At 71.8% G+C, this 17,285-nt stretch carries 18 protein-coding genes and 1 tRNA gene; 3 read left to right on the forward strand and 16 right to left on the reverse strand.

Going from position 1 to position 17,285, the window contains the following annotated elements; genetic code table 11:
• The first annotated feature begins 3 nt into the window (after window positions 1-3).
• Window positions 4-291 carry a Fe-S cluster assembly protein HesB gene (locus ASE56_RS10775; protein WP_056229095.1) on the forward strand — a complete coding sequence of 96 codons (288 nt, stop codon included), beginning with the start codon at window positions 4-6 and terminating at the stop codon, window positions 289-291.
• A 93-nt stretch (window positions 292-384) separates the two neighbouring features.
• Here the strand turns inward: ASE56_RS10775 and ASE56_RS10780 are convergent, their stop codons facing one another.
• The 7 genes from ASE56_RS10780 to paaA all read right to left on the reverse strand — a co-directional run bounded on the left by ASE56_RS10780 (window position 385) and on the right by paaA (window position 5,720).
• Entirely contained in the window at window positions 385-1,131 is a 747-nt protein-coding gene (locus ASE56_RS10780) for a hypothetical protein (RefSeq protein ID WP_056229097.1), read from the reverse strand.
• A gap of 37 nt (window positions 1,132-1,168) precedes the next feature.
• Window positions 1,169-1,939, reverse strand: a complete 771-nt coding sequence (locus ASE56_RS10785) for an enoyl-CoA hydratase/isomerase family protein (RefSeq protein WP_056229100.1) — start codon at window positions 1,937-1,939, stop codon at window positions 1,169-1,171.
• A gap of 5 nt (window positions 1,940-1,944) precedes the next feature.
• Window positions 1,945-3,081: a 1,2-phenylacetyl-CoA epoxidase subunit PaaE gene (gene paaE / locus ASE56_RS10790; RefSeq protein WP_056229104.1), complete on the reverse strand. Its 1,137-nt coding sequence runs from the start codon at window positions 3,079-3,081 to the stop codon at window positions 1,945-1,947.
• A complete protein-coding gene (gene paaD, locus ASE56_RS10795) occupies window positions 3,081-3,563 on the reverse strand; it encodes a 1,2-phenylacetyl-CoA epoxidase subunit PaaD (protein WP_082450555.1) in 483 nt (160 codons plus the stop codon). Before paaD ends, paaE begins: the two co-directional genes overlap by 1 nt.
• Window positions 3,560-4,336 carry a 1,2-phenylacetyl-CoA epoxidase subunit PaaC gene (paaC, locus tag ASE56_RS10800; RefSeq protein WP_235556987.1) on the reverse strand — a complete coding sequence of 259 codons (777 nt, stop codon included), beginning with the start codon at window positions 4,334-4,336 and terminating at the stop codon, window positions 3,560-3,562. Before paaC ends, paaD begins: the two co-directional genes overlap by 4 nt.
• Before the next feature lie 107 nt (window positions 4,337-4,443).
• A complete protein-coding gene (paaB, locus tag ASE56_RS10805) occupies window positions 4,444-4,749 on the reverse strand; it encodes a 1,2-phenylacetyl-CoA epoxidase subunit PaaB (RefSeq protein WP_055838158.1) in 306 nt (101 codons plus the stop codon).
• Entirely contained in the window at window positions 4,749-5,720 is a 972-nt protein-coding gene (gene paaA, locus ASE56_RS10810; protein WP_056229826.1) for a 1,2-phenylacetyl-CoA epoxidase subunit PaaA, read from the reverse strand. Before paaA ends, paaB begins: the two co-directional genes overlap by 1 nt.
• A 105-nt stretch (window positions 5,721-5,825) precedes the next feature.
• Between paaA and ASE56_RS10815 the strand changes: the two genes are divergently transcribed.
• On the forward strand, window positions 5,826-6,488 hold the full coding sequence (locus tag ASE56_RS10815; protein WP_056229113.1) for an HAD family hydrolase: 663 nt from the start codon (window positions 5,826-5,828) through the stop codon (window positions 6,486-6,488).
• Window positions 6,489-6,630: 142 nt separating this feature from the next.
• Here the strand turns inward: ASE56_RS10815 and paaK are convergent, their stop codons facing one another.
• The 8 genes from paaK to ASE56_RS10855 all read right to left on the reverse strand — a co-directional run bounded on the left by paaK (window position 6,631) and on the right by ASE56_RS10855 (window position 14,394).
• Window positions 6,631-7,941, reverse strand: coding sequence for a phenylacetate--CoA ligase PaaK (paaK, locus tag ASE56_RS10820; RefSeq protein WP_056229116.1), 1,311 nt, complete (start codon window positions 7,939-7,941; stop codon window positions 6,631-6,633).
• Window positions 7,938-8,426 (reverse strand): hydroxyphenylacetyl-CoA thioesterase PaaI, encoded by a 489-nt coding sequence (gene paaI, locus ASE56_RS10825; RefSeq protein WP_082450557.1) that lies wholly within the window; start codon window positions 8,424-8,426, stop codon window positions 7,938-7,940. Before paaI ends, paaK begins: the two co-directional genes overlap by 4 nt.
• The gene (paaZ, locus tag ASE56_RS10830; protein WP_056229829.1) at window positions 8,423-10,480 is read right to left on the reverse strand and encodes a phenylacetic acid degradation bifunctional protein PaaZ; all 2,058 of its coding nucleotides are present in this window, start codon (window positions 10,478-10,480) and stop codon (window positions 8,423-8,425) included. Before paaZ ends, paaI begins: the two co-directional genes overlap by 4 nt.
• Complete coding sequence (locus ASE56_RS10835; protein WP_056229833.1) at window positions 10,477-11,295, reverse strand: 3-hydroxyacyl-CoA dehydrogenase family protein; 819 nt, start codon at window positions 11,293-11,295, stop codon at window positions 10,477-10,479. Before ASE56_RS10835 ends, paaZ begins: the two co-directional genes overlap by 4 nt.
• 104 nt (window positions 11,296-11,399) lie before the next feature.
• Window positions 11,400-12,137, reverse strand: coding sequence for an enoyl-CoA hydratase/isomerase family protein (locus ASE56_RS10840; RefSeq protein WP_056229120.1), 738 nt, complete (start codon window positions 12,135-12,137; stop codon window positions 11,400-11,402).
• Window positions 12,130-13,320 carry an acetyl-CoA C-acyltransferase gene (locus tag ASE56_RS10845; RefSeq protein ID WP_056229123.1) on the reverse strand — a complete coding sequence of 397 codons (1,191 nt, stop codon included), beginning with the start codon at window positions 13,318-13,320 and terminating at the stop codon, window positions 12,130-12,132. The genes ASE56_RS10840 and ASE56_RS10845 overlap by 8 nt, the downstream gene beginning before the upstream one ends.
• Before the next feature lie 222 nt (window positions 13,321-13,542).
• Window positions 13,543-13,615, reverse strand: a tRNA-Arg gene (locus ASE56_RS10850).
• Between the two features lie 14 nt (window positions 13,616-13,629).
• Complete coding sequence (locus tag ASE56_RS10855) at window positions 13,630-14,394, reverse strand: NRDE family protein (RefSeq protein WP_082450432.1); 765 nt, start codon at window positions 14,392-14,394, stop codon at window positions 13,630-13,632.
• 193 nt (window positions 14,395-14,587) lie between these two features.
• On the opposite strand from ASE56_RS10855, the gene coaBC reads away from it, so the two are divergent.
• A complete protein-coding gene (gene coaBC / locus ASE56_RS10860) occupies window positions 14,588-15,799 on the forward strand; it encodes a bifunctional phosphopantothenoylcysteine decarboxylase/phosphopantothenate--cysteine ligase CoaBC (protein WP_056229127.1) in 1,212 nt (403 codons plus the stop codon).
• Window positions 15,800-15,900: 101 nt separating this feature from the next.
• On the opposite strand, the gene ASE56_RS10865 is transcribed toward coaBC, so the two are convergent.
• Window positions 15,901-17,265: a DUF2510 domain-containing protein gene (locus ASE56_RS10865; protein ID WP_056229131.1), complete on the reverse strand. Its 1,365-nt coding sequence runs from the start codon at window positions 17,263-17,265 to the stop codon at window positions 15,901-15,903.
• Window positions 17,266-17,285 lie beyond the last annotated feature (20 nt).

The following is a 17,285-nucleotide window of genomic DNA, read 5'->3' on the forward strand; positions in this document are numbered from 1 at the left end:
ACCATGCTGACGCTCACCGAAGAGGCCACGACCGCCGTGAAGACCATCACCGCCCAGTTCCCGGACGCCGCCCAGGGCGGCGTCCGCATCGAAGGCGCGGGATCCCCCGAGTCGCAGTTCGCGCTCTCGGTCGTGGATGGCCCCCAGCCCGACGACGCCGTCGTGGAGAACGCCGGAGCGCGTGTCTTCCTCGACAGCGACGCCGCCGCCGTCCTCGACGACCGCGTGCTCGACGCGCAGATCGACCCCGAACAGGGCTCGGTGCAGTTCGCGGTGACCAGCGCCGCGTGACGCGCTGACGCTGTCGAACGATGCCCCGGCCGCGTGCCGGGGCATCGTCGCGTGCGGCGGGGGTGGCGCATGGGCGGGGCGGATGCCGAGACCTCAGCCCTCGAAGACCACGACCTCGTCGTTCGCGGCGTCGTAGACGAACTGCAGGGCGGTGCCGGCGGGCAGGTCGCCGTTGCGCAATTCGGGGGTGCCTTCGCTCAGGAGCATCGTCGCGGTGGGCGGGAACAGCCCGGCCCCACAGGAGGGCATGAGGTACTGGCCGTCATAGGACGTGCCGTCACCCAGCTCCTGCAGCAGCGCGGGTTGCCAGACTGTCATGCACTTCGACCCTCCTTCCCCGGCGTCGAACGAGGCGTACACGGCGACGCGGAAGCCCTCGAACTCCGCGTACGACGTGACGCCGCTCGACACTCCCCGCGTGAACGAGCTCGGCGGGCGGAAGCCCGGATCCGGCGCGAGTCGGGCGACCTGGGTCGCGCCCACCTGCAGAGGGTCGGTCTGCACGCGCTGCACGAGGACGAGCGCGGTCCCCGCGCAGACGACGACCAGGGCCGCCGCGGTCAGCAGGATCGTCGTGGAACGCGGCAGGCGCGGCATCCGGAACCTCCGTCGCGGCGGGTCGGGTACCGGGTCCGGCCCCTCATCCGCGCTGTCCTCGATCGGCGCCCCCTCCACATCCGGCGGCGCCGACCCGGAAGCGGAGGTCGAGGAGGAGCCGTCGCGGCTCTCGAGCTCGATCAAGCGCCCGAGGGCCTCGGGATCGTCGGCGATGTCGCCGCCCGGCGCGTACGCCCGGCGGCGGAGGGCGGACAATTCGTCATCATCGTCGATGCGCGGCATCTCCCGATTCAAGCAGGGTCTGCCCCGCGGCCGCGGTTCACCGCCCCGTGAACTCCGGACGGCGCTTGGCCTGGAAGGCGGCGAACCCCTCGCGGTAGTCGTCCGTGGCGGCCAGGGCCGCCTGGGCGCGGTTCTCGAGCGCCATCGCGTCCCACAGGCCCAGGCGCTCGTCGCGGATCGCGCTCACGATGCGCTTGCTCGCGCCGAAGGCCTGCGTCGGACCGGCCGCGGCCGAGAGGGCCGCCGAGGACGCGGCATCCGGAAGCTCATCCGCCGGGAAAGCGCGCGAGAAGAGTCCGGCACGAACGGCCTCGGCACCCGACATCAGCCGCCCCGTGTAGATGAGGTCGAGCGTGGCGTGAGCGCCGAGGCGCTCGACGAACAGCGCGTGACCGCCGGAATCGAGGGTCGCCCCGAGGGCGGCGAAGGGTGAGCCGATCTTCGCGGTGTCGGCGACGTAGACGACGTCGGTGGCGATCAGCAGACCGAGTCCCACGCCGAGGCAGGCGCCGTGCGCGACGCCGAACGTGGGTGCGGGGAACATCGCCATGCGCCGCAGCAGCGGGGTCAGCATGTCATCGAGGTAGCCGCCGACGTCGTCGGTCGCGGGATCGACGCCCGAGATGTCGCGGCCGGCGCAGAACGAGGGCCCCTCTCCGCGCAGCAGCACGGCGCGGGCGCCGTCGGCCTCGGCGCGGTCGTACGCGGCGGCGAGCTCGTGCAGGTCGTTGAGGCCGAGGGCGTTGCGGCGGGAGGGCGCGTTCAGCACGATCTCGGCGACGCCCTCGTCGAAGCGGTAGTCGATCATCGCGCTCACCCGTCGTAGTCGACGCGGACGGCGTCGGTGCTCGGGTGCGACTGACAGGTGAGGACGTATCCGCGCTCGATCTCGTCGGGCTCGAGGGCGTAGTTCTCGGTCATCGTCACGGCGCCCTCGATCACGCGGGCGCGGCAGGTTCCGCACACCCCACCCGCGCACGCGAACGGCACATCGGGGCGCACGCGGAGCGCGGCCGCGAGAATCGTCTCGTTCGCCGCGACCGGGCTGTCGACCGACGCCGACTGTCCGTCGAGGGTGAAGTCGATGCGGCGCACGGGTTCGTCCTGGCGCAGGCGCACCGGGCGCGCTCCCCCGGCCTGCGCGGGGGCGTCGCCGTCTCCCGCGGTGAACAGCTCGAACCGCACGCGCTCGCGCGGTACGCCGACCTCGGCGAGCACCTCGCGGCACAGCTCGACGAGGGCGAACGGACCGCACAGGAACCACTCGTCGACGGATGCCGGATCGATGAGCCGCGAGAGGATCAGCCGCAGCCGCTCGTCGTCGATGCGCCCTGAGAACACGGGCGCCGCGCGCTGCTCGCGCGACAGCACGTGGTGCAGCGTGAGGCGCGACGGATAGCGGTCCTTCAGGTCGGCGAGCTCGTCGACGAACATCACGTCGGTCGACGACCGGTTGGCGTAGACGATGGTCATGCGGCTGTCGGCGGAGCGCTCGAGCACGTCGGCGGCGAGCGCCATGATCGGGGTGATGCCCGAGCCCGCGGCGATCGCGACGACATGGCCCGTGGCCGTCGAGGCCTTCGAGACGAAGGTTCCCTGCGGGCTCATCACGTCGACCTCGTCGCCGGGACGCAGGCCCTCGTGCGCCCAGGTCGAGAAGCGCCCGTCGGGGTCGCGCTTGATGCCGACACTGATCGAGCCGGGCGCCGGCGGTCGGCAGATCGAGTACGAGCGGCGCAGCTCCTCGCCGTCGATACGGGCGCGCAGCGCGACGTACTGCCCGGGCGCGTAGTCGAAGGCGTCCGCGAGCTCGTCAGGCACCGCGAAGGTCACCTCGATCGCGGTCGGGGTGAGGGGGCGCACGTCGGCGACGCGCAGGGTGTGGAAGCGGGCGCGGGCGCGCGGGGTTCCCGGTGTGGCGACCGGGTTCACGGCATCCGTCATCGTCATCAGAGGGCCTTGAAGTGGTCGAAGGGTTCGAGGCACGCGCGGCACTCCCAGTGCGACTTGCACGAGGTGGAGCCGAAGCGCGAGACCTCGCGGGTGTCGAGGGATCCGCAGCGAGGGCACGCGACGCTGAGCTTCACGCGGATGGGTCCCGCGGGCGCGCGTCCGGTCGGCGGGGCGATGCCGTACTCGGTGAGCTTGCGCTTGCCGTCGTCGCTCATCCAGTCGGTCGTCCACGCGGGGGTGAGCGTCGTCTTGACCACCGCGTTGTCGAAGCCGGCCGAGGTGAGCGCGAGCACGATGTCGTCGCGGATCGCGTCGACCGCGGGGCACCCCGAGTAGGTCGGCGTGATCGTGACGGTCACTGTGTCGCCGTCGAGGCGCACGTCGCGGAGCACCCCGAGGTCGTCGATCGTGAGCACGGGCACCTCGGGGTCGACGACGGCCGCGACGACCTCGCGCGCGTGCGCGAGGGTCGCGGTCACCACGTCGCCCCCGGATGCCGGCGGGCCAGCACCTGCATCTCGGCGAGCAACGGCCCGAACGAGGGATGGTGGGCACCCCGGCGACCCCCCGCGGAGGAACCGGGGATCGAGGGTACGGGAACGTCCTCTTCGGCCAGAACGGCGGCGAGCACGTCGTCGACGCGACCGCGCAGCGACGACGGGCGCACGGCGATTCCGTCGAGCCGCTCGTGCAGCGGCTCGTCGCGGAACAGTTCGTCGAGATAGGGCCACACGTCGTCGAGGGCGACGAGGAAGCGTCGACGCGACTCGTCGGTGCCGCCGGCGAGACGCAGCGTCCACTGCACGGCGTGATCGCGGTGGTAGTCGACCTCTTTCTCGGCCTTCGCCGCGACCGCCGAGATCACCGGGTCGGCGGATGCCGTGAGGTCGCGGTACAGCTCGAGCAGATATGCGGATGCCAGGAGCTGTCGGGCGATCGTGTGGGCGAAGTCGCCGTTCGGGAGCTCGAACAGCCAGGCGCTGCGGAACTCCGGCTCGTCGCGCCAGTACGCGAGGTCGTCCTCGCTGCGGCCGTCGTACGACCCCGCGTAGCGCAGGAGCGAGCGGGCGTGGCCGAGCAGGTCGAGGGCGATGTTGCCGAGCGCGACGTCTTCTTCGAGCTCGGGGGCACGGGCGATCCAGCCGCAGAGGTTCTGCGACAGGATCAGGGCGTCGTCGCCGAGGCGCAGGGCGTACGCGGCGACGTCGGGGTCGGTCGCGCGGTCCTCTCCCCCGGCGAGCTCGGCCGACAGCTCGCGCGCGTCGAGCGAGACGTCGCCGTGCGGATCGTCGCCGTGCGGGGGATCAGGGGCTTCGACGGGCTCAGCCGCCGGCGCTGCACCGTGGTCGGTCCAGGTGCTCACAGGTGCGGCACCCCCTCGGAGGCGGTGTAGTACACCGCGTGCCGGTAGTTCTTTCCCGCAGGCGACTCGAAGAAGGCGCCCTTGGCTCCCGGGTCGCTCGTCGTCACGGCATCCGAGGGCACGACCCACACCGACACGCCCTCGCCGCGACGGGTGTAGAGGTCGCGGGCGTTGCGCACCGCGAGTTCGGCATCGGGCGCGTGGAGCGAGCCCACGTGCACGTGGCTCAGACCGCGGTTCGCGCGCACGAAGACCTCCCACAGCGGCCAGGTCTCGGCGGGGCTGCCGCCGGGGGTGGCCATCAGGCCGCCGCCGTCTCGGTACGGGCGGCGCTCTTCTTCGCGGCATAGGCCGCCGCGGCCTCGCGCACCCAGGCGCCCTCTTCGTGCGCGGCGCGACGGTTCTGCAGACGCTGGCGATTGAGCGGCCCTCGACCGGCGAGCACCTCGTGGAACTCGGTCCAGTCGATCTCGCCCATGTCGTATTGGCCGGTCTCGTCGTTGAAACGCAGCTCGGGGTCGGGCAGGGTCACGCCCAACACCGCGGCCTGCGGCACGAGCATCGAGACGAACCGCTGGCGCAGATCGTCGTTGCTGAAACGCTTGATGTTCCACGCCATCGACTGCGCCGAGTTGGGCGAGTCGTCGTCAGGGGGTCCGAACATCATGAGGCTCGGCCAGTACCACCGGTCCACGGCATCCTGAGCCATCTGCCGCTGCTCGTCGGTGCCCTGCATGAGCGTCAGCAGGATCTCGAATCCCTGGCGCTGGTGGAACGACTCCTCCTTGCAGACGCGCACCATCGCGCGTCCGTACGGTCCGTACGAGGCGCGGCACAGGGGCACCTGGTTGCAGATCGCGGCGCCGTCGACGAGCCAGCCGATCGCCCCCATGTCGGCCCACGTCGGGGTCGGGTAGTTGAAGATCGACGAGTACCGCGCCTTGCCGTCGACCAGTTGCTGCGTCATCTCGTCGCGCGTGATGCCGAGGGTCTGCGCGGCGGAGTACAGGTAGAGCCCGTGACCGGCCTCGTCCTGCACCTTGGCGAGCAGGATCGACTTGCGCTTGAGGCTCGGGGCGCGCGTGATCCACGCCCCCTCGGGCTGCATGCCGATGATCTCCGAGTGCGCGTGCTGCGAGATCTGGCGGATGAGCGTGCGTCGGTAGCCGTCGGGCATCCAGTCGCGCGGCTCGATGCGTCCGTCGGCCTCGATGAGGGCGTCGAACATCGCCTCGCCGTCGAGGGCCTCCGTTGTGGGGGCGGTCATCGTCATCATCGACTCCTTTTACAGACCGATCGTTCAGTAAAACTGTAGCGGAGGGCGCGAGGGACTGCAACGGGCGTGCACCTGCGCCGCCGGACGTGTGTCGTGGAGGACATGGCAGACACCGCGATCTTCGACGTCGACGGCACCCTCGTCGACACCAACTACCAGCACGCCCTCGCGTGGTACCGCTCGTTCCTGCGGCACGACATCGTGCTGCCGATCTGGCGGATCCACCGCGCCATCGGCATGGGCGGGGATCAGCTCGTCGCGTCCCTCACCAGCGACGACGTCGAGCGCGAGCACGGCGAGGCCTTGCGGACGGCGTGGACCGAGGAGTTCGACCCCCTCATCGACGAGGTGAAACCCTTCGAGGGAGCGCACGACCTTCTCGCGGAGGTGAAGAGGCGTGGGTTCCAGATCGTCCTCGCCAGCTCCGGCAAGAGCGATCATGTCGAGCACTTCCTCGACCTCGTCGAAGCTCGCGAACTCGCCGACGCCTGGACCACCTCCGACGACGTCGAGGCGAGCAAGCCCGCGCCCGACCTCGTTCAGACGGCACTCGATCGCGTGCCGGGTTCGCGCGGCATCATGATCGGGGACTCCCCCTGGGACGCGATCGCCGCTCGGAAGGCCGGCATCTCCACGATCGCCGTGCGCACGGGTGGCTTCTCTCCGGAAGAGCTTCGGGACGCCGGAGCCGTTCGCGTGTTCGACAGCCTCCGCGATCTCATCGACGGACTCGACGACACCACGCTCGCCCGCCCGGAGGCCTGAGACGCCCCGCGGCCGCGCCGCGTCGGCGAGACCGCACACATTTGTCGAAGACGCACCAGATGGCCACCGAACGAGTGCGTCCTCGACGAAGCGGTGCGTCCTCAGCCCGCGGGCGGGGCGGCCGCTCTCGATCGCCGGGACGTCAGCGCAGGTCGTACACGCGCTTGTACTTGCCCTCGCTGCGCGGCAGCACGCCGGGCTCCTCGACGCGCACGTCGACGGTCGTGCCGATCAGCACCTTGATGCGCTGCTGCAGCACGACGCCCGCGGCCTCGCACACCTCGCGGTCGAGGGCCGGATGCCGCTCGATGCGCACGGTCATGGCATCCATTCGTCCTTCTCGACGCAGCTCGAGCACGAAGTGCGGGGTGAGCTTCTCGATGCCCAGCACAATCTCCTCGATCTGCGTGGGGAAGAGGTTCACCCCGCGCAGGATGATCATGTCGTCGTTGCGGCCGGTGATCTTCTGGATGCGCCGCATCGCCGGGAACGCCGAGCCGGGCTGCAGCCGGGTGAGGTCGCGGGTGCGGTAGCGGATGACCGGGAACGCCTCCTTCGTGAGCGAGGTGAACACCAGCTCGCCGAGCTCGCCGTCGCCGACGGGCTCTCCGCTGTCGCCGTCGATCGTCTCGGGGAGGAAGTGGTCTTCCCAGATGTGCGGACCGTCCTTCGTCAGGGCACTCTCGGATGCCACGCCCGGACCCATCACCTCGCTCAGGCCGTAGATGTCGACCGCGACGAGGTCGAGGCGACGCTCGATCTCGTGGCGCATCTCGTTGGTCCACGGCTCGGCACCGAGCACCGCGACCCTCAGCGAGGTCGACCGCGGGTCGACGCCGGCGGACTCCAGCGCGTCGGCGATCGTCAGGAGGTAGCTGGGCGTGCAGAGAATGGCATCCGGCTCGAAGTCCTGGATGAGCTGCGCCTGCCGCGCGGTCTGCCCACCCGACATGGGGATGACGGTCGCGCCGAGGCGCTCGATCCCCGCGTGGGCTCCGAGACCGCCGGTGAACAGGCCGTAGCCGTAGGCGTTGTGCACGCGATCCCCGGCGCGGATGCCGGCAGCACTCAGCGACCGCGCGACGAGATCGGCCCACCGGTCGAGGTCGCCCGCGGTGTAGCCGACGACGGTGGGGCGCCCGGTCGTACCCGACGACGCGTGGATGCGGCGGACGTCGGCCATCGGCACCGCGAACATGCCGAAGGGGTAGGTCTCGCGCAGATCGGCCTTGGTCGTGAAGGGCAGCAGGCGGATGTCGTCGAGGCTGCGGATGTCGTCGGGGTGAACGCCGGCCTCGTCGAATTTGCGTCGGTAGAGCGCGACGTTGTCGTAGGCGTGGCGGACGGTCCACTGCAGCCGTTCGAGCTGCAGCGCGCGCAGGCTCTCGAGCGGGATCGCGGTCGGATCGACGGATGCCAGGAAGTCGGGGCGCGATGCGGCGGTCAGGGTCATCGGGACACCTCCGTGGTCGTGAGCGCCTCGTCGCGCTCGGGGGCGGGGTCGTGGGGTGCGCGGCGGCTGGCGGCTTCGACGGGCTCAGCCTCCGGCGGCCGCCGGTCGGTCGTGATGCTGCGGCCGCGCACCTCGGCGACGAGGTCGCCCGTCTCATCGGTCACGCGGATGTCGTACAGGCCCGTCCGCCCGCTCCGCGCGCGACGGGCGGCCGTCGCGGTGAGCGTCTGCCCCGCCGTCGTCGACTTCAAGAACGTGATGTCGGCGCCCCCGGCGACCGTGACCCGCTCGTCTTCGTTGCACGCGATCGCGAAGGCCGTGTCGGCGAGGGTGAACACGAGCCCGCCGTGGGTGATGGCGAAGCCGTTGAGCATGTCGTCGCGCACGGTCATCGACACGCGGGACTCCCCCGGCGCGTCGTGCTCGACGACCATGCCGAGCATGCGCGAGGCGTTGTCGTTGCGCATCATCGGCCGCAGGCTCATGCGAGCACCCCCTCCGACCGAGGAGCGGGCGCCCACGTCTTGGCCACGAGCGTGAGCACGTCGTACTGCGCGACGATCTCGTCGTTCTGGTTGCGGATCACGGCATCCCACCGCACCTCGCCGTAGGCGTCGGTCTCGCGCGGGGTGATCTGCTTCGCCGTCAGGGCGACGCGGATCCGGTCGCCGGGTGAGACGGGAGTGACGAAGCGCAGGTTCTCGAGCCCCGAGTTCGCCAGCACCGGGCCGGGCGCGGGGTCGACGAAGAGGCCGGCCGCCCACGACACGAGCAGGTATCCGTGCGCGACGCGGCCCGGGAAGAAGGGGTTCGCCGCCGCCGACTCCTCGTCCATGTGCGCGTAGAACCTGTCGCCGGTGAATCTCGCGAACACCTCGATGTCGTCGAGGGTGACCTCGCGTTCGGCCGATTCCACGGCATCCCCGATTCGGAGGTCCAAGAGGGGCTTGCGGAACGGATGCGTCCCGGCGGAGTCGGTATCGGCTCCCGGATGCCACACCCCGGTCAACGCGGTGAGCATTCGGGGCGAGCCCTGGATCGCGGTGCGCTGCATGAAGTGGAGCACTGAGCGGATGCCGCCGAGCTCCTCACCGCCGCCGGCGCGGCCGGGTCCGCCGTGCACGAGGTGCGGCACGGGGGCACCGTGTCCGGTCGAGGTGCGGGCGTCGTCACGGTCGAGGAAGAGCACGCGGCCGTTCATCGCGCCCATGCGGGTGAGCAGCTCGGTCGCGATGTCGGGGTCGTGGGTGGCGACGCTGGTGACCAGCGATCCCCCGCCGCGGCCCACGATGGTCGCGGCCTCGGCGACGTCGGCGTACTCGACGATGCTCGCGACCGGGCCGAACGCCTCGATGTCGTTGACGGCCGGGGTCGCGGCATCCGCGAAGGCGAGCAGCATCGGCTGCAGGAACGCGCCATCGGTAGGAGCACCCTCGGGCGTCTCCGCGGATCCCACCACGAAGCGCCCACCCGCATCGGTGAGGGCGCGCACCTGGCGCAGCACCTCGTCGCGCTGCTCGAGGGAGACGACCGGCCCCATCGTGACGCCCTCGACGCGTGGGTCGCCGATGACCACGCGCTCGGCGATCTTGTCGCGCAGCGCCTGGGCCACGGCATCCGTCATGCCCGTCGGCACGATCGCGCGGCGGATCGCCGTGCACTTCTGACCCGCCTTGGTCGTGAGTTCGACCAGCAGTTGCTTGACGTAGGCGTCGAACTCGGGGGTGCCGGGGGTGGCGTCGGGGCCGAGGATCGAGGCGTTGATCGAGTCGGTCTCGCTCGTGAACCGCACGCCGGGCTTCGCCTGGGCGCGCAGGCGCTCGGCGGTCGAGGCGCTGCCGGTGAACCCGACGGTGTCGCCGAGCTCGAGCAGGTCGAACAGGCCCGGGACGCTTCCGCTCACCAGCTGCAGCGAGCCCTCGGGCAGCAGGCCGGTCTCGACGACCATGCGCACCCACGCCTCGGCGACATAGGCCGTCGGGGTTGCGGGCTTGACGATCGTGGGGAGCCCGGCGAGGAAGGCCGGAGCGAACTTCTCGAGCGCGCCCCACATCGGGAAGTTGAAGGCGTTGATCTGCACCGCGACGCCCGGCAGGCGCGTGTAGACGTGCCGGCCGAGGAACGAGCCGTCCTTCGACAGGGGCTCGATCGGTCCGTCGAGCACGACCTTTCCGGCGGGCAGCTCGCGCCGCGCCTTCGACGAGAAGGTGAACAGCACGCCGATGCCGCCATCGATGTCGCTGAGCGAGTCGCGGCGGGTCGAGCCGGTGCGCGCCGAGAGGGCGTAGAGCTCTTCACGGCGCTCGTTCAGCGCGATCGCGAGGTTCTTCAGCACCATCGCGCGCTGGTGGAAGGTGAGGGCGCCGAGGCTCTTCTGGCCGGTGGTGCGCGCGTAGGCGACCGCGCCCGCGAGATCGAGTCCGCGCGTGCTGACGCGAACGATCTCCTCCCCCGTCGAGGCGTCACGCACGATCGCCGCGTCGGAGTCGCTTTCGGGTGCCCACCAGGTGCCGTTCACGTAGCTGGGAAGGAAGGTCATGAGGCGCTCCATTCGTAGAATCCGCGGCCGGTCTTGCGGCCCAGGTGCCCCTGGGCGACGAGGTCGCGCAGCAAAGCGGGCGGGGTGAAACGCGCGCCGAACGCGCGCTCGAGTTCTTCGGCGATGCCGAGGCGCACGTCGAGCCCGACGATGTCGGTGGTGCGCAGGGGTCCCATCGGATGCCGGTAGCCCAGCTCCATCGCCGTGTCGATGTCGTGCGCGGTGGCGACACCCTCCTCGAGCATGCGGATCGCCTCGAGCCCGAGCGCGACCCCCAGCCGGCTCGACGCGAAGCCCGGCGCATCGCGCACGACGACCGCGGCCTTGCCGATCGCCTCGACCCATTGCGTCGCCCGCGTGACGACCGCGGCGGCGGTGCGCTCGCCGGTCACCACCTCGACGAGGGCCGAAGCAGGCACGGGGTTGAAGAAGTGCAGCCCGAGAAATCTGTCGGGCCGGGCGAGCGAGGCGGCGAGCGCGTCGATCGAGATGGAGGAGGTGTTGGATGCCACGACCGCGTCGTCCTGCACAGCCCCCTCGATCCGCGCGAGGGCGTCGCGCTTGAGGTCGCGATCCTCGGGCACGGCCTCGATCACGAGGCCCGCCTCGGCGAATGCGTCCGCGTCGACTCCGGTGGTGAGGGTGTCGGCATCCGGAATCTGCGTTCCGCGCTCGGCCGAGCGGGACAGGGCGGTCTCGACGCGCTCCCGCGCCTGGGCGGCGGCGGCCTCGTCGCGCTCGACGACGTGCACGCGGGAGCCGGCGAGCAGGAACGCGTGCGCGATCCCCGCACCCATGCGGCCTCCGCCGAGCACGCCGACGACGGCGGGGACGGATGCCGTGGCTCCGGCGGGAGCGGCGGCTGTGTCGGTCGCGTCCGTGGCGGCGGCGCCGGTGCGAGACGTGGTCTCGGGAAGGGTCACTTCTTCTTCCTCTCGAGGAACGCGGTCATGCGGGCGCGCTTGTCGACGCTGTCGAAGAGCTCGACCTGCAGCTCACCGTCGATCGCGGGGTGCTCGGCGCGAGGCGCGAGCAGCGCGCGCTTGGTGAGGATCGTCGCGCGCGCCGAGTTCGCGGCGATGCGGTCGGCGATCGCGTGCGCGGCGGCGAGCAGGTCGTCGGGCTCGTGCACGCTCGACAGCAGCCCCCAGGCGAGGGCCTCGTCGGCGTCTATTACGCGCGCGGTGAGCAGCAGTTCGCTCGCGCGGGCGTGGCCGACGATCTCGGGCAGACGCCATGACGCACCCGCGGCGGCGATGATGCCCAGGCCCGGCTCGGGATTGCCGAAGCGCACGCGGGGGGTGCCGAGGCGGATGTCGGCCGCGTACGCGAGTTCGGCTCCCCCGCCGAGGGCGAAGCCGTCGACCGCGGCGATCACGGGCATCGGGAGGTGCCGGATGCGATCGAACACCGTCGCGTTGATGCCGCGTCGCGCGTCGTCTCCCGTGCGCTCGCGCAGCTGGGCGATGTCGGCTCCCGCGGCGAAGACACCGCCCGCGCCGGTGAGGATGAGGGTGCGCGGGTTCGCCTCGAGCTCGGCGCACAGGACGTGCAGTTCGTCGACCATGGCCTGGTCGATCGCGTTGCGCACCTCGGGGCGGTCGAGGGTGGCGACGACGCGGTCGGCGGTGGCGTCGATGCGGATGGTTTCAGCCATCGACCCGCTCCACGATCATCGCGGTGCCCTGGCCGACGCCGACGCACATCGTCGCGAGGCCGTACCGCGCGCCCTCGCGCTCGAGCCGGCGGAGCAGGGTCACGATGAGCCGCGAGCCGCTCGAGCCCAGCGGATGCCCCAGCGCGATCGCCCCGCCGTCGGCGTTGACGATCTCGGGGTCGAGCCCGAGGCGCCGCACGCACGCGAGCGACTGCGAGGCGAAGGCCTCGTTGAGTTCGACGGCGCCGAGGTCGGATGCCGAGAGCCCGGCCTTCGCGAGGCTTTTCTCGGTCGCGGGCACGGGGCCGAGGCCCATGATCTGGGGGGCGAGAGCCGCGGAGGCGTGCGCCACGATCCTCGCGCGCGGCCGGAGTCCGTAGCGCTCGACAGCCTCGGCGCTCGCGACGACGAGGGCCGAGGCCCCGTCGTTGAGCGAGCTGGAGTTGCCCGCGGTGACGACCTCGCCGTCCCTCACGACCGGCTTGAGCTTCGCGAGCACGTCGAGCGAGGTGTCGCGGCGCGGTCCCTCGTCGCTGTCGACGATGCCCCGGCCGGTGTCGACGGCGACGATCTCGCTCGCGAAGCGACCAGCATCCTGGGCCGCGATCGCGCGCTCGTGGCTGCGCAGGGCGAAGGCATCGGCATCCGCCCGCGAGATCCCGTCGAGGCGCGCGACCTCTTCGGCCGTCTCGGGCATCGAGAACGTGGCCTTCTCGCGCGCGGCGAGGCGTGGATTGGTGAAGCGCCAGCCGATCGAGGTGTCGAATGCCGCCCCGGGCTTCGCCCAGGCCTTCTCGGGCTTCGCCTGCACCCAGGGCGCGCGGGTCATCGACTCGACGCCGCCGGCCACGACGAGGTCGGCGTCCCCCGCGCGCACGGCCTGCGCGGCGAGCGCGATCGCGGTCATTCCCGAGGCGCAGAGGCGGTTGACGGTCAGACCGGGGATGCTGTCGGGCAGCCCCGCGAGCAGCACGGCCATGCGGGCGACGTTGCGGTTGTCCTCCCCCGCCTGGTTCGCAGCACCGAGGATCACCTCGTCGATCGCCTCGCCGGGGACGCCCGCGCGGGCCACCGCCTCGGCCACGACGAGGGCCGCGAGATCGTCGGGACGAACGGATGCCAGCGCCCCGCCGTACCGACCGACCGGGGTGCGCGCACCGCCGATGAGAAACGCGTCCGCCATCGTCTTCCTCTCCCCCGCCGACTTTGGCGGGGCCCGTCCACCTCGCCTGCGAGGTTTTCCGACCGATCGTTCAGTAATCATGCCACGGCGGTACGCGGGGAGGCAACGCCGAGACGGACGTCGTCGGAATCACGGCACGTCGGACGCTGCCGGAGCGACGTCGCGCGCGGGGCGCGTCGCGCCGAGCGCAGAAGGAGGCGCGACGAAGTCATCGCGATGGAGTGCCCCCGACAGGATTCGAACCTGCGACGCCCGCGTTAGGAGTGCGGCGCTCTATCCCCTGAGCTACGGAGGCGGGATCGTCCCAGCCTACTGCGGCGCTTCGACCCGGGCGGTTCGGTCGGCGCCCGTCAGCGGCGTGCGCTCCCGCAGCGCCGCGACCAGACCGTCGTCCCATCGCCCCGGCTCGGCGAGGGTCGCTTCGCGCACGTCCACGCCGTCGGGCCCGATGCTCACCGCACAGACCAGGAGCGACTCGAGGACGAGCCCGTCGTGGGCATCCCGCCGCAGGATCGACGACTCGGGCTCGTGCGTCGCCTTCTCGATCACGCCGAGCCACGGCATCCACCAGTCCGAGCCGGCCGCCGGGCCGGCCGCGCGGAACGCCTCGAGCCACCGCGCGATGCGCGGGGTTCCCGGGTCGTCGACCGCGTGGTGGGCGACCATGTGCGTGCCCGGGGCGAGTGCGGTGCGACGCGAGACCACGCCGTCCCACTCCACGAGGTGCGCACCCGCGGCATCCACCTCGACGAGGTTGAACCCCCGCGTGGCGGGACGATCCGGGATGCCGGCCCCCACCGCATCGAGGGGAACACCGCCCCGGCTGACGAGGCCGTCGTCCGGACGATCGGACAGGTCTTGGCGATTGAGCAGAACCGCGAGCCGGTGAGCGGCCGGGTCGAGGGCCAGCCACGCTCCTCCGGCGCGGTCATCGCGCACGCCCAGGACGCCGTCGCGCTCGGGCCACCAGGCACCGATGCCCCGCCAGGGGCGGTCGCGGTCCTCATCGCGGACGGCGAGCACCCGCACGGGCTCACCGGGACTCGCGGGAACGTCGATCACGACCGTGCACATTCCGACAACGCTACCCGCGCGAGGCCCGGACGGGGCGGGCCGCGGACGCCCCGTGCGGCGGCCCGGGTCCGTGACGAGAACAGGCCGCGCGACGGGAACAGGCCGTTCGGCGTCGGAACCGCCTGTTCTCGTCGCTCCCCCTGTTCTCATCGCACCACCCCCGTCTCGGACGCCGACCTGGAAGACTGGGACGATGTTCGTCGTCGTGGGAGTGACCGGGGGCATCGCCGCCTACAAGACCGTGAGCCTCGTGCGCCTGCTCGTGAAGGCGGGGCACGACGTGCACGTGATCCCGACCGCGGACGCCCTGCGTTTCGTGGGCCTGCCCACGTGGGAGGCCCTCAGCCGCAACCTCGTGACGACCTCGGTGCACGATGACGTCGCGCGTGTCCGGCACGTCGCGCTGGGCCAGTCAGCCGACCTGGTGATCGTCGCCCCCGCCACCGCGAACACTCTCGCCGCGATGACGGCGGGGCTGGCGTCCGACCTGCTCGGCACGACTCTCCTCGCGACGACGGCTCCGGTCGTCGTCGCCCCGGCCATGCACACCGAGATGTGGCGGCACCCGGCCACCGCGCACAACATGGACGTCCTGCGCTCCCGCGGCGTGCACGTGGTCGGACCGGCCGACGGCGTGCTCACGGGCGGCGACTCGGGCCCCGGGCGCATGTCGGAGCCCGAAGAGATCGTGGCCGCGGCCCTGGCGCTCGTCGGACGCCCGCGCGACCTTGAGGGGCTTTCGATCGTCGTGAGCGCCGGGGGGACGCGCGAGCCCATCGACCCCGTGCGGTTCCTCGGGAACCGCTCGAGCGGTCGGCAGGGCGTGGCGATCGCACGGGCCGCCGCGGACCGGGGCGCGCGCGTGACGCTCGTCGCCGCGCACCTCGACGCGGACGTGCGCCCCGACCCTCGCGTCGAAGTGATCGCCGCCGGGACCGCTGACGAGTTGGGACGGGCGATGGATGCCGTAGCCCCCGACGCCGACGTGATCGTCATGGCCGCGGCTGTCGCCGACTACTCCGTCGCCGCGGTGTCGGAACACAAGCTCCGGAAGCAGGACTCCCCCGGCGGCCTTACGCTCGAGTTGCGCGAGAACCGCGACATCCTCGCGGGACTCGCGACCGCCCGCCGCCCCGGGCAGACGATCGTCGGGTTCGCGGCCGAGACCGTGGCCGACGAAGTGGAGCTGCGGGAACGCGCTCGCGCGAAGGCGGCGCGAAAGGGCGTCGATCTGCTGGCGGCCAACGCCGTGGGCTGGACGCGCGGGTTCGAATCGTCTGAGAACGCCCTCACCATCGTGGATGCCACGGGTGACGTGCTCGCGACGGTCGCGGGATCCAAGGATGACGCGGCTCACGCGCTCCTCGACGCGGTCCTGACCGTGCGCGCGTCGATGCGCCACTGACGACGCGTGACTGTCGCCGCGCGGCTGACAACGCGGGGCGCAAGACGCACGACGGACTTCGAACGTGGCCGGGCGGGCACCAGGGGCGCCCGCCCGACGATTCAGTAGCCGAAACTGGTGGAGAAGTCGTTGATGAGAGCTGACATCTGCGCGATGAGCACGACGATCCAGACGATGAAGCCGATCACCACGGCGAGGTTGACAGCGACAGCGGCCCAGATCGGACCGAGGCCCGAGCCGGTGCGGCGACGCAGGATCACACCGCGACCGATGATGTACACAAGGCCCGAGCCGATGACCAGCACGAAGAAGCTAAAGGCCCAGTGGAACGGACGATCGACACCGCGTGCGCGCAACTGACGCCAGTCGAGGAAGGCGAACAGAACCGTGAGCGCCGAGACGACGATGCTCACCACCGACGTCACGACGGTGATCAGCGCGGTCGCGGCGTTCGTGCCGGCCATCGACGCCGGGCCGGAGTCGTAGGAGTACACGCCGGCGTAGAAGGCGTCACGGAAGTACGACGACCAGTCGAAGATCACCACTCCGAGCAGGCTGAGCACCGGCAGGAAGACCATGAGCCACACCCACACGGTGTTGGTCTTGATGTCGCGGCGAGGGGCTGCGGTGTCGTACGACACCGGGGGTGCGCTCGGGTAGCCCGGGCCTGCGGCGTAGCCGGCCCCGGCCGCGCCGGCGGCGTACGCCGGAGCGGAGGAGGAAGCCGGCGCGCCCGGGAAAGCCGGGGCGGACGTGTAGGCCGGGGCTGCGGGCGGAGCGACGGGGGCGGTGGGCGGAGCCACGGGGGCGGCGGGCGGAGCCACGGGCGGCACGCCCGCGGCGGCGGCTGCCCCGGCGGCGGAGTACGCCGAATCCGGAACCGCCGAGGGCGCGGAGCCGGACGACGCCGAGCCGTGCGACGCCGAGCCGTGCGACGCCGAGCCGTGCGAGGCGGACTCGGACGCTGCGGAGTCATGCGACGGGGACTCGTGCGCGACAGAGTCGTGCGCGGCTGAGTTGTGCGCGGCAGAGTCGTACGGAGCCGGCTCGTGTGGAGCAGGGGCCGCCGGCTCGGAGGCGGTGAGCGGAGCGGCCGCATCGTGCGCGCCGTCCTGGCCGTGCGTGTCGTGGCTGTCCGCACCGCCCGCAGCGTACGCCGACGGGGTGTCGAGCGACGGAGTGCCCTCGTGCGCCGAAGCGTCGGCCGACGCTCCCTCGTGCGCCGCGCCTGCGGGGTGCTCCTGCGGGTCGAGGCTCGACGAGATGTCGTACGACGACCCTTCGGTGGCCGCGGAGCCCTGGTCCGCCGAGCTGTCGCCGGGTCGCGGCGCAGCGTCGTGCGTCTGTGCGGATTCCGTGGCGGAGCGCACCTCGTCGGTCCAGCCGGTGCCGTTCCAGCGGCGCAGACCGCCGCCTCCGGCGGGGTCGGGATACCAGCCGTCGGGCGGAGTGGGAGTGTCGGTCATGTCGTTTCCCCTGTCAGGTG

The organism is Microbacterium sp. Leaf203 (assembly GCF_001421275.1).
GTDB lineage: Bacteria > Actinomycetota > Actinomycetes > Actinomycetales > Microbacteriaceae > Microbacterium > Microbacterium testaceum_A.